The organism is Virgibacillus indicus (assembly GCF_002266285.1).
GTDB classification, from domain to species: domain Bacteria; phylum Bacillota; class Bacilli; order Bacillales; family Amphibacillaceae; genus Virgibacillus_K; species Virgibacillus_K indicus.
Map to the genome: position 1 here is coordinate 34164 of NZ_NPMS01000014.1, position 15037 is coordinate 49200.

Consider the following 15037-nt stretch of genomic DNA (forward strand, 5'->3'; position numbering starts at 1 on the left):
ATAGGCCAATAACAGCCAGGAGGTAACATATGAGAGAAATCATCATCATATTGGCAGAGATCGTGAATACAATTCATGATATATTGATAGATATATTTGGCCTGCATCTGACAGACAAGCAGCTTCATTTCTGGGTGATAGGCATTATTGGTATTGTAACCTTTTTCTTTGTTTATATTTTCTTTAAAATTGTAGAAATGCTTAAATGGAATATTACCATCCTGGCATTTATCTATACATTTACTGTTATGGTTGTCCTGGTCTTTGCAATCGAACTGCAGCAGGCAATTACGAACAGGGGGAATATGGAATTTGCTGATGCCGTTATGGGTTTATGGGGATTTCTGGTGTTCTTTATAATTTATGCAGTTGCTGCTTTCATCATTTATTTGATTGTAAAATCCTTTAAAAGGGATAAATAAAAAGGAGGAGAAACATATGAATGTTTTTCAAGCGATAGAGGCACGGCGTGAAATTACAAAATACTTAGATGAACCGATTCCTGCTGATACGTTAAAGAAAGTAGCGGATGCGGGATTTTTTGCACCTTCCGGAAATAACTTGCCTTCCAAAAATTTGATTGTTGTACAAAATAGGGAATCATTGGATCGATTAGCCGAAACGACTCCATATATGAAATGGCTGAAAGAGGCACCAGCAGCGATTGTAGTCAGCGGGAAGCCGAAAGCAAGCAAATATTGGCTTCAGGATGCTTCGATAGCCTCTGCATTTATCTGGCTGGAAGCGGTAGAAGTTGGTTTAGGCGCGGCATTCGGGGCAGTTTATCATTCAGAAGACGAACAGGAATCAATTGATCGTGAAAATCATGTGAGAAATCTTTTGGACATCCCTGGGGAATATCGTATTGTGGCAGTTTTAGGCCTCGGATATCCTGAAGAAACACCAAATCCAAAAAAACATTTACCAAGGGAAGATGTCGTCCATAATGAAAAATTTAATGGTGAAGGTTAATATTTTTATATAAATTGTATAATCCAATCTTATACTATAATAAGAATAATAAGGCACCGAGTAACGGGAAACTACAGACCGCATAAAAATCGGATGACCAAAATCATGTTGTCTTACTGGAAGAAGTAATCGCTAACCTGGTCTGGCAGGCGGTTACTTCTTTTAATTTTAAAATGAAATCATAAGATAAATAAGAACGACAAAACTGATTACTTCAACAGACTCTAATGCAGCAAGTCTGACTAACTCCCTTATTAAGGGTCTTTTATTTCCGTTTTCTGCTTCCTTCCAAAGAAAATCATCCGTGAAGATGTGCATCATTTCCCTGTATCCAATAAAAATCCCCCATAATAATGTAAAGATACCAATACCTAGTGCTGTAAGCCAAGTATTTCCATAATCTGTGTTCCACAGCATATTCCATGAATGAATCGGTCCGAGAACGGTACCAAGTATTATTCCTGTTAGAACAACGAAGAAACCTGCCAATGTCAGAAAGTGATGGGACCATTTCATTAGCGTGATAAGAAATTGTCTTTGAATGGATAATGACAGTTTCATTGATGCAGGATAGACGCCCCAGCCAATAAACATGATTCCGCCAGCCCAAACAATAGCAAGAAGTATATGAATTAAAAGAATAATTTCACGCATCCAAATCACCCTTTCATCTCCTCATATTCAGTGTAATACTGCTATTCCTCATTAAATGTGATTATTATCACGTTTCCTTATTAAAAACCTTCAAAAATGTGAACAAAAAATATTTTTATTGTTTTATTAATTAGAAAAGTTTGATATAATATTTGTGAATATATTCACAAATTATGTTGTTCTGTTTTAATTTGCACTAAACATCCCTAGCGATTGAAGTTTCATATTATAATAGAAATGAGTTGATGATATGAAAAAGAAAGTGGTTTTAGCAGGTGGAACTGGCTTTATTGGAAAATACTTTGCGAAAAGACTTCATAATTTGGGATATGAAGTGATAATAATTTCTAGAAAGTCTCCTTATATAACTTGGGATAATTCAAAGGAAATCGTTGAATCCCTGGAAAACGCTGAGATGCTGATTAATCTTGCTGGGAAGTCAGTAAACTGTCGCTATAATTCCAAAAATAAAGAAGAAATCCTAATGTCCAGAATACATACAACCGAAACACTTGGTAATGCAATAAAGGATTGTGAAAATCCACCATCATTATGGATAAATTCAAGTACAGCCACAATTTACAGGCATGCAGAAGATAGACCGATGACGGAAGAAGAAGGTGAAATTGGATCAGGCTTCTCGGTTGAGGTAGCGAAGAAATGGGAGCGGTCATTTTTTTCTTTTCAAGTCCCAGATACGAGACAAGCTGCTTTACGGACTGCGATCGTATTAGGTGAAGATGGGGGAGTGATAACCCCATACAAGTACTTGGTCAGATTTGGACTTGGAGGAGTTCAAGGGCCAGGACATCAAAAATTCAGCTGGATTCATGTAGAAGACTTATTTAATATTATCCTTTTTCTAAGAGAGAAAGAGGAATTGAGTGGCGTATTCAACTGCGCATCTCCAAATCCCATTACGAATCGGAATTTAATGGAACATTTGAGAAAAACAATGAATAGAAGAATCGGATTGCGCTCACCAAAATGGCTGCTGAAAATAGGAGCATTCTTTATTGGCACGGAAACGGAGCTGATTCTAAAAAGTCGCTGGGTTATCCCAGAGAAATTGGAAAGTGAAGGATTTACGTTCACATTTAATGATATTGGAGAGACACTCCAACAAATACTTAATAAACAATAACGCTAAATGAAAAGGGGAGTAACAATGCTGAAAGCTATTATTTTTGATTTGGATGATACCCTGCTGTGGGATAATAAAAGTGTTAAAGAAGCATTTGTTTTGACGTGCAAGCTTGCTGAAGAAAAGTATGGTTTAAACACTGAAGAATTAGAGGGAAAAGTAAAAGAAAATGCAAGGAAGTTATATGCTTCCTATGATACATATGAATTCACACAAATGATTGGAATTAATCCATTTGAAGGGCTATGGGGGAACTTTTCCGATGCAGGAGAGTCTTTTCATAGATTGAAAGAAATTGTACCTTCCTACCGCAAAGACACTTGGACAAGAAGTTTACAGGATATGGGGATTGATGATCCTGAGTTTGGATATGTACTTGCCGAGACCTTTCCAGTGAAGCGGAAGGAGAATGCATTTGTATATGAGGATTCCTTTAGCGTTTTGGATCAGCTGAAAGGAAAGTATCAATTGCTGCTGCTTACAAATGGCTCCCCTGATTTGCAGCAAACCAAGCTCAGGCTCACTCCTGAATTCACCCCATATTTTGAACACATCGTAGTTTCAGGAGCATTTGGAAAAGGGAAACCAGATCCTGCTATTTTTGAACATGCGCTCGAACTTCTCTCTGTTGAAAAAGAGGAAGTATTAATGGTGGGTGATAATTTAAATACAGATATTCTCGGAGCCAATAGTGCAGGGATTGATTCAGTATGGGTTAATCGACATCAAAGGAAAAGCAGTGATATAACACCAACCTATGAGATTAATCATTTAGAAGATCTATTGCCGCTTATCAAAAATAGGTAAATTCTTTTAGAGATAAAAAACAAAAGATCACTTTTGAAATCGTCAGCAATTTCAGAAGTGATCTTTACTAATTTCAACCCTAAAAGAAAACTATTACAGTTAAGGTAGTATTTACAGGTCAATTGCGAATACTTCTTTGATCTCTTCAATAGATTTTAAAATAGCCAGTTCTTCGTTTTCCATATGCTTATCGACTGAGAGGATCATAATAGCATTTCCGCCAATATCGGATCGGTCTACCTGCATTGTCGCAATATTAATGTCATGCTGTGCTAAAAGGCTTCCCATTTTCCCAATTACCCCTGGCTGGTCTTTATGATGAATAACAACAATATGGCCCTTCGGTGTGAAATCAACACTATATTCTTCTACTTTAACGAACCTTGGCCCCAGACCATTCAGAAGTGTACCTGAAACACTGCGTTTCTCTGACTTTGTTTTTATTTCTACTTTTAGCAAATTAGTAAATCCTTTTGCTGTAGAGGTTTTATTTTCATGAATTGTAATTCCTCTTCGCTCAGCAAGATAAAGGGCATTCACATCGTTTACATGATTTCCCAGGTGACGCTTCAGTAATCCTTTTACTGTATTTCTGGTCAATGGTGAAACTTCAAATGCAGACAACTCCCCAGAGTAATAGACATTTATTTCTTCTACTACTTCTTCTGTTAAATGTATAAGGAATTCTCCTAATTTTTCTGCCATATGAAAATAGGGTTCGATTTTACTTAATACATCTCTTGGTACAGATGGAAGGTTAACCGGATTTTTTACAGAATCCACAGTTAAAAAGCTGATTACATCCTCGCAGACATCGATTGCGACACTCTCCTGGGCTTCGATGGTGCTTGCACCTAAATGTGGTGTAGCAATTACTTCCGGCAATTCCAATAGTTTATTATCCAGAAACGGTTCTTCCTCAAAAACATCCAATGCGGCACCAGCAACTTTTTTGGAAACGATAGCTTCATATAAAGCGTCCTCGTCAATAATTCCTCCACGTGCACAATTTACAATTTGGACTCCGGGTTTCATAAGTTGAAATGCTTCCGTATTCAGCAGGTGCCTTGTGTCTTTCAATAATGGTGTATGTATCGTTATGAAATCGGCAGCCTGCAATACTTCCTGCAAAGTACCAGAGCCGATTCCCATATTATCAGCTTTTTCCTTGGTTAAAAACGGATCATATGCGATAATGTCCATTCGCTGTCCTTTTGCTCTGTGAGCAACTTCGGCACCGATTCTTCCAAGCCCGACAATTCCCAGGGTTTTATTTTTTAATTCAACACCAATGTATTTTTTCCGGTCCCATTTCCGGTTCTTTAATGAATTATAGGCCTGTGGGATTTTTCGGGAAAGGGCCATAATCATTGCCATCGTGTGCTCGGCAGCAGAGTTTGTATTTCCATTTGGAGCATTGACAACAATGATTCCATGCTCAGTTGCCGCATCTAAATCGATATTATCCACACCAACACCGGCGCGTCCAATGATTTTTAATTTGGAAGCTTTGCTTAGCAGGTTTCGCGTTACTTGTGTTTGACTTCTGACGAGCAATGCATCAAATTCTCCGATCTTTTCTTCCAGTTCCTGTGGCGTCAGATTTGTATCAATTACAATATTCATATTATCTGCGTTTCGAAGTGGCTGAATTCCATCCTCACTAAGTGGATCAGCAATCAGTATATTAAACATCCGTTGAACCTCCTGTAAAGTTGTTCCATATGAAAATTTCAAGCAAATTTATCCAGGTCCTATCCCAGATATATCTCTTGAGCGGCACGAGTTCCTTTTCCGAGTTCGATATTTCCTCCAGCTTTTTTAATTCCGATTTCTATTATACTGATAACCTGAAGTACATCAGCAGGTGAACAGTAACCCATATGGCCAATCCGGAAAATCTCACCCTTCATATGCTGCTGCCCTCCGGCTACACTTAAATTGAAGTCTTTTTTAAGTAACCTTCTTAAATCTTCAGCCCGAAAATCGCCAGGCTTGATAGCTGTAACAGTAGGGGAGGCAGCCGTATCATTTGTCAGTAAAGGAATCTGTAATGCGCGAAATGCTGATCTGGTCATTTCCTTCATTAATTGATGTCTTTTGTATACCTCTTCAAGTCCTTCTTCCTGCATTAATTTTAGTACCTGCTTCAACCCAAATAATAAGGACAATGCAGGGGTAAACGGGGTGGAATCTTTTGCGAGGTTATCCCGGTATTTTTTGAGATCTAAATAGAATCTGGACTGCTTATTTTCTTCAATGGTCTTCCAGGCCCGTTGACTTACTGCCAAAAATGTTAATCCCGCTGGAAGCATCATTGCCTTTTGTGAGCCAGTAACCAGGATATCGATACCCCAATCATCCATTTTTGTTTTCACTCCGCCTACACAGGAAACGCCATCAACAATGAATAATGCATCTGAGTATGTATGTACAATTTTTGCAATTTCATCAACCGGGTTTAATACGCCAGTGGAGGTTTCGCAATAAGTCGCAAATACTGCTTTAATCCCGGAATGACTTTTAAGATAGTCTTTAATAACATCCGGATTTACAGCTTCACCCCATGCAGTATCAATCCGATGGACATTGGTTTTATATTCATTGCAAATTTTAGCGAAACGATCTCCAAAAGCACCTGTTACGATTACCAGAACTTCATCTCCAGACGAAACTGTATTTACTACTGCCGCCTCGAGGCCCGCAGTTCCACTCCCAGCAATCAAAAGTATATCCTGTTTTGTGCCAAATACGGTTTTTAGTTCCGGTTTGATTTGCTGAAGCAATTCTTTGGTTTCCAGTCCCCTGTGTCCAATCATTGGCTGACTCATTGCCCGCTGGACGCTTGGGGGAATCGGACTTGGACCAGGGATACGTAATATTTGCTGATCGGCTAGCATACTTCATGCCCCTCCCTATGCTGAAAATATTTATTAAATAATTTTCAGCATAGCAGAACTTTACTAATTGTCAATATAGTGCATCAATTGTAATTATTAGTTTATTGCTTATAAATTCAGCACTTTAGCGAATGAAAGCGGTTAAACTGAATAATAAGGAAATTTTCTGATCAAGCGATTTTGAAAGAAAAGCTTTTTTCATTTTCCTTTTTAAAATTACCTTTTTCATATGTCCGTTCAATAAATGTCACGTGATTATTCCTGTCAATTAGTAATACTGTGGAGGAGCGGGTTCCATAATCTGGAGTTTTTATGAATAACGGGGATAGTTTTCGTTCAAGTTCCAACCCGATACCGGTCTCTGGCAATTCTTGATCCTGTGCATATTCAGCATCGGCAATAATTTCAAATAAGACATCTTCATCAATGATTTCGTGTTCCATAGCATATTTTTTTAATCGATTCTTTCCTTTTACTACTTTCGGCCACGGTGTGTTTAAAAAATGATTACTCAGACCATGAGTTCCGTTACTGACCTCTGTAACTTTATTTTCCACATTTGAATAATAGAATAGCTGATCGGGATCTCCTGCAATAACATTAAAGCCGGTATAATTTTTCCTTTTTAATTTAAGGGAAGACAGGTAATCGAATGGAGGGGTATCATTTGCTAAAAAGTTTGCGACAATTTCGCCACGGGAATATTCTCCTGTTCCCATATGGTCAGGGTGACGGAAATTGGTTAGGGCTGCGAATCTGCCGTGCTTTGTTATGCCAAGCCATGTTCCCATTTGCGATAAATCTCTGCCTGCCAGTGTCTCCGGCTGGTTTTCCCAAAAATGAGCAGGTGCTGTTGGCCGGTTATATGCCTCATCCCGGTTTGCTGCAACAATTAATTTATATTTAGGATGTTCCTGAAATTGAAAATTGATCAAGCACATGTACAATGCCCCCTTTTATATAAGTATACTTGGAAGAGAGCCAGTATATCAAAATAAAAAGCTGTGATGCAAAAAATTCATGTGGCATGATCCACATGAAAGTGCTATACTTATCAGGCGATGAGCTGATTTGTGTAAGACGAAGAATAAAGCAGTACATGTGCATGTGAACCACATGATTCTTCGCCACAAATATTTCGTTAAAAACGTCTATTTAGGCGTTTTTTTGATTTAAAAAATTGCCGGGCAGCATCTATTGCTGTCCGGCAATTTTTATTAATTACGTTTTATTGTATCTACAGACAGTGTTACATCATCACTGACTGAATCGTGCCCCATCCGCAGTTCATCATCTGCCAGAACAAGAATTTTCCCAGCTTCAATATCCTCCACATATTTTTCCGCCTGTTTATCAGAAATACCGGCATAGTTTAATTTTTCATGTAAGTAGGGATGAGAACCTGAATCATTCATAAATATTTTTTTTAACTTATCGGCGAAACTTGACTCGGATTCTGTTTCGACTATACTGCTTTCCACATTTACGTCTGTCCGTTTTGCTAATTCTCCTGTATTGTCATCATTTGCAAAGATTAAAATATTCTTTGCTTTGTACCCTTTTAATTCCAAACTGTTCACAATATTAATAGCCTCATCCTTCGTATCAAAAGACCCAAAAATTTGCCTGGTCATTTTAATTGCCTCCTTATAGGATAAGTTTTTTTCTTCCTAGGTGTATTCCCTAGATTGTATGGTTTAAAACAATAGATAAGACTTGCATATATTCTGCAGGAGGTAAGAATTCTCAAAATTACGTATTGATAAAATAATTCTTATATGATAGGATGAGTTAAATTTAAAAAAGGATTTCATTTTTATAGGTATAAATAAAAAGGATTAACTTTATTTTCGAATATAACAACCTGGAGGATTGTAATGGAACATATTTTTCAGAAGGTATACGAGCAGCAGGATAATTTTTCTTGGAGTTTACAGAAGGTTTCCGCATATTTTTTAAATGAACCTAATATTTTTGCTATTCATTCTGCAGCACAAGCAGGAAGGGAAATAGATGTTAGTGAAACTACCATCATCCGTTTCTGTAAAAAGCTTGGGTACAATGGATATAGTGCGCTTCAGCAGGAAGTCCAAAGTAATCTCTTTAAAAAAAGCAGTTTAACAGATTATATCGAGGATAAAACAGTAGACGAGGAAATGGATAATCCTATTAAAAGCCTAATGGCCAATGATTTGAATAACATAAAAAAAACGATGAAACAAATTTCTGAAGAGAGCCTGGAAATTGCTGTTTCGAAATTAGCAGAGGCTGATCGCATACTAGTATCAGGTGTTCGTTCCTCCCATGCAATGGCTAGCTGGTTTGCTTTTTCCCTGGATTTAGTTGTAGGGAATACCCGCCTTTTTCATGCAAATACGGATGATATATTATTGCGGATCAGCGAACTCAGCAGCAGCAGTGTATGCATTGCTTTCTCTTTTCATCGCTATGCATTAGATACCATACAGATCGCAAAGCTTGCTAAGCAGCAAGGGGCATTTGTCATTGCAATCACGGATTCGCCAGTCTCGCCAATTACAGCATATTCAAGTATCACTTTGCCAATACAATTAAATGTGAAATCAACACTTGACGCAGCTCCCGCAGTTTTATCATTAACAAATAGCATCATTTCGAGTATCTCATTAAGAAATCAGGAAAAATTTCAAAAACGAGCGGATTTATTTGATTCGATTGATGCAAAGAACTTTTTTGCATAGTAATAAGTAAAAGTAAAAGTGAATGAAGGAGTTTTGATATGAATTTGATCATTGAAAAGCTAATCCCTAATTTAAATAAAGTTTTTAAACATTTACATGAAAACCCGGAGGTAAGCTGGGAGGAAACGAAAACAACAGATTATATTAAAAAACTATTTGAACAAGAAAATTGCCGGATTACAACGTTTGATAACACAACCGGTATGGTGATTGAAGTTGGAAAAGGTAAACCGGTTATTGCACTGCGGGCAGATATTGATGCATTATGGCAGGAGGTTAAGGGGAAGTTTCAAGCAAACCATTCATGCGGTCATGATGCACATATGACCATCGTCATCGGCACATTACTGACTATTCTTGAGAATGGACCACCGGAAAATGCTGCATTTAAGTTTATCTTTCAGCCAGCAGAAGAAAAGGGGACAGGTGCTTTAGCCTATGTGGAAAAAGGTGTCGCAGATGATGTGGACTATTTATATGGCATGCATTTACGGCCGAATGAAGAATTGAAAAACGGACAGTTTGCTCCTGCGATACAGCACGGAGCTGCTAAGTTTATTCAAGGAACGATACAAGGGGAAGATGCACATGGTGCGCGTCCGCATCTCAATGCCAATGCCATTCAGATTGGATTAGAGTTATTCCAGCATTTAAATAATATACAGATCAACCCGATGATTCCTCATTCTATTAAAATGACTTCATTTCATGCAGGAGGAAAAAGTGCCAATATTATACCTGGAAATGCTGACTTCTCCATAGATATTCGGGCACAAACAAATGAAGTGATGGATGAACTGACAGAAAAGGTAAATCAGATTTTCGAAATGCTTGCTAAGTATCATCAGGTCAGTATTACTTCCAGCACAAATGCAAATGTTGCTGCAGCAGTGCTTGATGATAGTACAATCAATGTAATGCGTGAAGCAATTTCTGATAGTTTTGGAGAAGAAAGTCTGGCACCTGTCATTACAACAACAGGCGGGGATGACTTTCATTTCTATACAATTAAACGGCCACATATTAAAGCAACCATGCTGGCGATCGGCTGTGACTTAAAGCCAGGCTTGCATCATCCACACATGACCTTTAATCATGAAGCCATTCCAAAAGCAGTGGAAATCCTAACAAAAGCACTTTATAAAACAGCTAACTTAAATTAATGAAGCTGTTTTTAAGAAGGAGAAAAATTTATTAGCAGTTTCTATAGACTGCGACGTAGTGAAAGTTCACTCGCGTCGTGCCAAAGCTTGAGTGCTAAAACTCGCTCCGGAAATACACTTCGCTTTCCCGCAGGAGTTATTATGAACGAAACTAGCCCCTGATCGTAATCTCGTAGGTTAATTTGGGTATAGAATAAATAAGCATATCCAAAATCAGAGCTATCATACGAAAGGAGCTAGTTATAATGAATAATACCACAAAGTATGTCGGTTTAGACGTATCGAAAGAAAAAATTGCGGTGGCGGTTGCGGACGAAGGGCGTTCAAAGCCAAGGTATATCGGTATGATTAGCTATACAGTAGAAGCAATAAGAAAATTAATTAAAAAGTTAGGTGACCCCGAACAACTTCGAGTTTGTTACGAGGCTGGGCCAACTGGATATGGACTATATCGACTTTTAAAGAGCATGGATATTGAATGTGAAGTCATTGCACCATCGTTGGTGCCAAACAAACCAGGAAATCGCGTAAAGACGGATAAGCGTGATGCATTAAATCTAGCTAGTCTTTATCGAGCTGGAGAGTTAACCCCTATTTATGTGCCAACAGAAGATGACGAAGCATTACGTGATTTAGTTCGAGCTCGTGAAGCTATAAAAGAAGATGAACAAAGGTCAAAACACAGGCTAACCAAATTCCTATTAAGGAATGAAATCAGAGAGCCTGAAGGAGTAAAAAGATGGTCAGCAAGATATTGGGATTGGTTAGATCGTTTAACCTTTAAACGCTCTGCATCAAAAGTTACCTTTCGGGAATATTTACAACAACTAAAAGAACATCAACAGCGATTAAAAGTTTTAGAACAGGAAATTGAGGAGCAGTCTAAAGATGGCGTTCACGCACCAATGATTCAAGCTTTAATGACATTACGGGGTGTAGCGCTTATTACAGCTACGAGCTTGGTAGCGGAAATTGGTTCCTTTACGAGATTTCCCACAGCTCAACATTTTATGGCATACAATGGCCTCGTTCCAAGTGAAAGTTCAAGTGGTCTGTCGCGTAAATTAGGAAATATCACTAAAACAGGGAATCAACATATACGCAAGCTATTAGTTGAGTCTGCCTGGGGTTACAGGTATCAACCCGCCGTTAAACGTGGGTTGGAAAAAAGACAGAAAGGACAGCCGACGGATATATTAGCAATATCATGGAAAGCCCAAACCCGATTGCATAAAAGGTTCTATCAACTAGTCGCTCGTGGAAAAGAAAAACCAAAGGCAATTACAGCTATTGCCAGGGAATTAGCAGGTTTCATCTGGGCAATAGGGACGGAATTAGAAAAAGCAGCTATGAAATAAAAACAGAACAGAAGACCAAGCCAAGGAAGATATCAGGATCCAAAAAGGGAATGAATATAGGGCTCGGAGGCAAAGATGAAAACCGTAAAGGATAACGCACGACAGAGACTTGTGCTAGCTTATTATAAGTGAACGCACGCCAGGAGTTCGTGACAGATCCTTAGACGGAAAGATAAAATGTGAGAACCCACGGATATCAGTATGCTCATCAGAGTAGAGATTTTTGCCTTCGTGCCGTGTATTTATCCACTTTATAACATATAGAAAGGAGTCAAATATAAAACGAAAAAACAAATAACTCTTACAATAAAAGAGCCCTCAAGGACTCTCAATTTAAAGTTGCCCAAAATACTAAAATAAAAAAAGTTTGCGGAGGGATTTGACAGTTTCGTTCATATCAGTCTCAGTGTATTTCCTACGCTGATATTCTGATTACTGCCGATGAAGTGAACTAGTGAGCTATATACAAAACATCGAACCGTCTCACCAGTTCGGGTGAGCGAAGGGCGGTGACTCCTGCGGGAATAGCACGTGTCCGAAGACCCCGCAGAGTGGTTTTCTCGAGGAGGCTGAGGCCGTGCCCGCGGAAAGCATCCGCCCGCAGCGATCCCGAACGGCGATTATAGCAGATACCAATTATGTCGCAATTTACATCAACTGCGGTGTTATACAAGAAATAAAAAATGAAAAAAGTCCTAACGAAAGAAGGAATTTAATGATGGAAAATATAACAATCCGTTCCATTACTGCTATGGATGAATTAATTCACATGCAGGAAGTAGAGGAATCTGTTTGGCATATGCCGCCAACGCCAGTCCATCAAACATATACAGCATTAAATAATGGAGGAATTATTTTAGGGGCTTATGATGGAGGCGAAATGATTGGATTCTTATACAGCTTTGCTGGTTTTGACAGAGGAAACCCTTATTTATGCTCACACATGCTCGGGATTTTACCTGGTTATCGAAAAAGCGGTCTTGGTGTGAAAATGAAGCAGAAACAAGCTGAACTTGCCAGAGAAAAAGGTTATGAAATGATTACATGGACATTTGATCCACTTGAAAGTTTAAATGCCTATCTGAATTTGCACAAGCTTGGTGCAAGGGGAGCCATTTACAAAGAAAATCATTATGGATCAATGAATGATGGACTGAATCAAGGTCTGCCAACGGATCGTATTCAAATCAAGTGGGATATCAATAATCGCCGTAAAGCAGATAGGATAAAATTTGATGAAGAAAGAGTTTTGCTTTCAAAAACTGCAGATGGCAGTCCGATGATTACAGATAATTTTCATACAACCTATCATAAAGAAAATGATTTTTGGCTAATGGCTGTACCAACCAATTTTCAAGCAGTTAAACAAGAAAAACTGGAACTTGCGAAGCTTTGGCGTATGAAGACACGAAAGGTTTTTCAAACACTTTTTGCAGATGGATATCAGGCAAGAGATATCATTCGCAATGATTCGAATCAATTAAGCTATTATGTTTTTACTAAGTAAGTTTTCCACTAAAAATAGGAGGTTTTGAATTTGACTATTCCAATGAAACAAATTAAACTGCGAAAATTACAGATGCGGTTAAAAGATCCATTTACAACAAGTTTTGGAACAATGCAGGACAAGGAGTTTTATATAACGGAAATAATTGATGGAGAAGGAAACTGCGGCTTTGGTGAATCCGTGGCATTTACAAGCCCATGGTACAGCGAAGAAACAGTAAAAACCAATTTACATATTATGGAGGATTTTTTAATAAAAATTTTGCAGGAAAATAAAATCTCACACCCTGACGAAGTGTCTGAGCTATTTAAACCAATCAAAGGGCACAATATGGCGAAGTCTGCACTGGAGGGAGCCATATGGGATTTATATGCAAAACGTAAAAATATAACGTTAGCGAAAGCACTTGGCGGTGAAAAGAAAGAAATTGAAGTTGGAATCAGTATTGGAATTCATCCATCAGTCAAAGACTTGCTTCAGACGATTGAATATTATGTTCAAGAAGGATATAAGCGAATGAAAATCAAAATTAAGCCAGGCTGGGATGTAGATGTTTTACGAGAAGTTCGTGCACATTTCCCAGATACACCAATTATGGCAGATGCCAATTCAGCCTACACACTGGATGACTTGGAGCATTTGCGAGAATTGGACGACCTGAATCTTACAATGATTGAACAGCCTTTGGGTCATGATGATATTGTAGATCATGCAAAGCTTCAGGCTGTTATGAATACACCTATTTGTTTAGATGAAAGCATTCATTCACTGGAAGATACGAGAAAAGCTATTCAATTAGGCAGCTGTAAAATTATTAATATAAAGATTGGCCGTGTTGGTGGTCTAACAGAAGCGAAGAAAATTCATGATTACTGTCAAAAACATGACATTGCAGTCTGGTGTGGCGGAATGCTTGAAGCAGGGGTCGGACGTGCACATAATATTGCTTTAACTGCATTAAATCAATTTATTTTGCCAGGTGATACAGCTGGTTCATCAAGGTATTGGGAAAAAGACATTATTAAGCCTGAGGTCATTGTTCGAGATGGTCTTATTACTGTTCCAAGTAAGCCAGGAATTGGTTATGACATTGATGAAGCAGCCCTGGAAGAATTTACAGTAGATGAAAAGATATTTAATTTTTAAACTCAACAAAAGGTGAGAGCTAGCCCGATATTAATGCGAACAGCGATGCTGTTCGCATTAATAATGATATGAACCTATGATATTATAAAGTAAACTGTTGCAGAGTGAGGTTTTTCAACCATGGAGAATTCGGTAATTTACAAAAACTCGGAGAAATTCTTAACATCTTTTAATAGAATAGAAAAGCTATTAAAATCTTTATTGTTTAAAAGAAAAGAAGCAGGTTTTTCAAAAGCAGTTAAGATTCTGCGCAATTCGAACGCAATTGTTAAGCGTTATAGTGATGATCTGCTGGAGTTTGCAGAACTCAGAAATGCAATTGTACATAATAAAGTTGATATGGCCTATCTGACTACTCCCACCCCTAAAGGAGTTGGGTTCTCATGTACTTGTAGAAGCCTCTCGAAGTTCTCCACAGGTCGCTATAACTACTTAGAAAAAAGGCTATCTTTTTTTCTTTTTCATTGAAGCGAATGTCTGTGTACAACATCCTCGATTTATCTTCTGTTCCATGAGACTTTATATTCCATACAACCAAAGTTGTATTAGCGAATACTTTTTACGGAGGCAGGTAGCTCTACCTACAAAGGAATCACTTCTTAATTTGCTTTTTTAATGCCCATACTGCTTGGAAAAGCTTCTGTTTGTTGCTTTAAACCATCTATA

The 15037-nt window shown here is 38.1% G+C and carries 14 protein-coding genes; 9 read left to right on the plus strand and 5 right to left on the minus strand.

Annotation, left to right across the window (positions count from 1 at the left end):
* Positions 1–29 precede the first annotated feature (29 nt).
* Positions 30–422 (plus strand): hypothetical protein, encoded by a 393-nt coding sequence (locus tag CIL03_RS18390; protein ID WP_094887343.1) that lies wholly within the window; start codon positions 30–32, stop codon positions 420–422.
* A gap of 16 nt (positions 423–438) precedes the next feature.
* Complete coding sequence (locus CIL03_RS18395) at positions 439–972, plus strand: nitroreductase family protein (protein ID WP_094887344.1); 534 nt, start codon at positions 439–441, stop codon at positions 970–972.
* Between the two features lie 168 nt (positions 973–1140).
* On the opposite strand, the gene CIL03_RS18400 is transcribed toward CIL03_RS18395, so the two are convergent.
* The gene (locus tag CIL03_RS18400) at positions 1141–1626 is read right to left on the minus strand and encodes a hypothetical protein (RefSeq protein WP_094887358.1); all 486 of its coding nucleotides are present in this window, start codon (positions 1624–1626) and stop codon (positions 1141–1143) included.
* 250 nt (positions 1627–1876) lie between these two features.
* On the opposite strand from CIL03_RS18400, the gene CIL03_RS18405 reads away from it, so the two are divergent.
* Together CIL03_RS18405 and CIL03_RS18410 are read left to right on the plus strand one after the other, a co-directional pair.
* A complete protein-coding gene (locus CIL03_RS18405) occupies positions 1877–2770 on the plus strand; it encodes a TIGR01777 family oxidoreductase (protein ID WP_094887345.1) in 894 nt (297 codons plus the stop codon).
* Positions 2771–2794: 24 nt separating this feature from the next.
* Entirely contained in the window at positions 2795–3577 is a 783-nt protein-coding gene (locus CIL03_RS18410; RefSeq protein WP_094887346.1) for an HAD family hydrolase, read from the plus strand.
* A 111-nt stretch (positions 3578–3688) separates the two neighbouring features.
* Here CIL03_RS18410 and serA read toward each other — a convergent pair whose 3' ends face one another.
* From serA to CIL03_RS18430, 4 genes are all read right to left on the minus strand, one after another.
* Entirely contained in the window at positions 3689–5272 is a 1584-nt protein-coding gene (gene serA, locus CIL03_RS18415) for a phosphoglycerate dehydrogenase (RefSeq protein WP_094887347.1), read from the minus strand.
* A 59-nt stretch (positions 5273–5331) separates the two neighbouring features.
* Positions 5332–6477, minus strand: coding sequence for a pyridoxal-phosphate-dependent aminotransferase family protein (locus CIL03_RS18420; protein WP_094887348.1), 1146 nt, complete (start codon positions 6475–6477; stop codon positions 5332–5334).
* 170 nt (positions 6478–6647) lie between these two features.
* Positions 6648–7418 (minus strand): NRDE family protein, encoded by a 771-nt coding sequence (locus tag CIL03_RS18425; RefSeq protein ID WP_094887349.1) that lies wholly within the window; start codon positions 7416–7418, stop codon positions 6648–6650.
* Between the two features lie 276 nt (positions 7419–7694).
* The gene (locus CIL03_RS18430) at positions 7695–8111 is read right to left on the minus strand and encodes a YflT domain-containing protein (protein ID WP_094887350.1); all 417 of its coding nucleotides are present in this window, start codon (positions 8109–8111) and stop codon (positions 7695–7697) included.
* A 243-nt stretch (positions 8112–8354) separates the two neighbouring features.
* Here CIL03_RS18430 and CIL03_RS18435 point away from each other — a divergent pair, with 243 nt between their 5' ends.
* From CIL03_RS18435 to menC, 5 genes are all read left to right on the plus strand, one after another.
* Positions 8355–9197 (plus strand): MurR/RpiR family transcriptional regulator, encoded by an 843-nt coding sequence (locus CIL03_RS18435; RefSeq protein ID WP_094887351.1) that lies wholly within the window; start codon positions 8355–8357, stop codon positions 9195–9197.
* Positions 9198–9235: 38 nt separating this feature from the next.
* A complete protein-coding gene (locus CIL03_RS18440; protein WP_094887352.1) occupies positions 9236–10360 on the plus strand; it encodes a M20 peptidase aminoacylase family protein in 1125 nt (374 codons plus the stop codon).
* A 245-nt stretch (positions 10361–10605) separates the two neighbouring features.
* Entirely contained in the window at positions 10606–11718 is a 1113-nt protein-coding gene (locus CIL03_RS18445; protein ID WP_094887353.1) for an IS110 family RNA-guided transposase, read from the plus strand.
* A 577-nt stretch (positions 11719–12295) separates the two neighbouring features.
* The gene (locus tag CIL03_RS18450; RefSeq protein WP_094887354.1) at positions 12296–13225 is read left to right on the plus strand and encodes a GNAT family N-acetyltransferase; all 930 of its coding nucleotides are present in this window, start codon (positions 12296–12298) and stop codon (positions 13223–13225) included.
* Between the two features lie 42 nt (positions 13226–13267).
* The gene (gene menC / locus CIL03_RS18455; RefSeq protein ID WP_206207722.1) at positions 13268–14371 is read left to right on the plus strand and encodes an o-succinylbenzoate synthase; all 1104 of its coding nucleotides are present in this window, start codon (positions 13268–13270) and stop codon (positions 14369–14371) included.
* Positions 14372–15037 lie beyond the last annotated feature (666 nt).

Bases quoted from the DNA above. Each gene is read 5' to 3' on its own strand.
- CIL03_RS18390 (WP_094887343.1), top strand. From the start codon at position 30: ATGAGAGAAATCATCATCATATTGGCAGAGATCGTGAATACAATTCAT.
- menC (WP_206207722.1), top strand. From the start codon at position 13,268: ATGAAACAAATTAAACTGCGAAAATTACAGATGCGGTTAAAAGATCCA.
- CIL03_RS18420 (WP_094887348.1), bottom strand. From the start codon at position 6,477: ATGCTAGCCGATCAGCAAATATTACGTATCCCTGGTCCAAGTCCGATT.
- serA (WP_094887347.1), bottom strand. From the start codon at position 5,272: ATGTTTAATATACTGATTGCTGATCCACTTAGTGAGGATGGAATTCAG.
- CIL03_RS18425 (WP_094887349.1), bottom strand. From the start codon at position 7,418: ATGTGCTTGATCAATTTTCAATTTCAGGAACATCCTAAATATAAATTA.
- CIL03_RS18430 (WP_094887350.1), bottom strand. From the start codon at position 8,111: ATGACCAGGCAAATTTTTGGGTCTTTTGATACGAAGGATGAGGCTATT.
- CIL03_RS18410 (WP_094887346.1), top strand. From the start codon at position 2,795: ATGCTGAAAGCTATTATTTTTGATTTGGATGATACCCTGCTGTGGGAT.
- CIL03_RS18395 (WP_094887344.1), top strand. From the start codon at position 439: ATGAATGTTTTTCAAGCGATAGAGGCACGGCGTGAAATTACAAAATAC.
- CIL03_RS18405 (WP_094887345.1), top strand. From the start codon at position 1,877: ATGAAAAAGAAAGTGGTTTTAGCAGGTGGAACTGGCTTTATTGGAAAA.
- CIL03_RS18400 (WP_094887358.1), bottom strand. From the start codon at position 1,626: ATGCGTGAAATTATTCTTTTAATTCATATACTTCTTGCTATTGTTTGG.
- CIL03_RS18445 (WP_094887353.1), top strand. From the start codon at position 10,606: ATGAATAATACCACAAAGTATGTCGGTTTAGACGTATCGAAAGAAAAA.
- CIL03_RS18435 (WP_094887351.1), top strand. From the start codon at position 8,355: ATGGAACATATTTTTCAGAAGGTATACGAGCAGCAGGATAATTTTTCT.
- CIL03_RS18440 (WP_094887352.1), top strand. From the start codon at position 9,236: ATGAATTTGATCATTGAAAAGCTAATCCCTAATTTAAATAAAGTTTTT.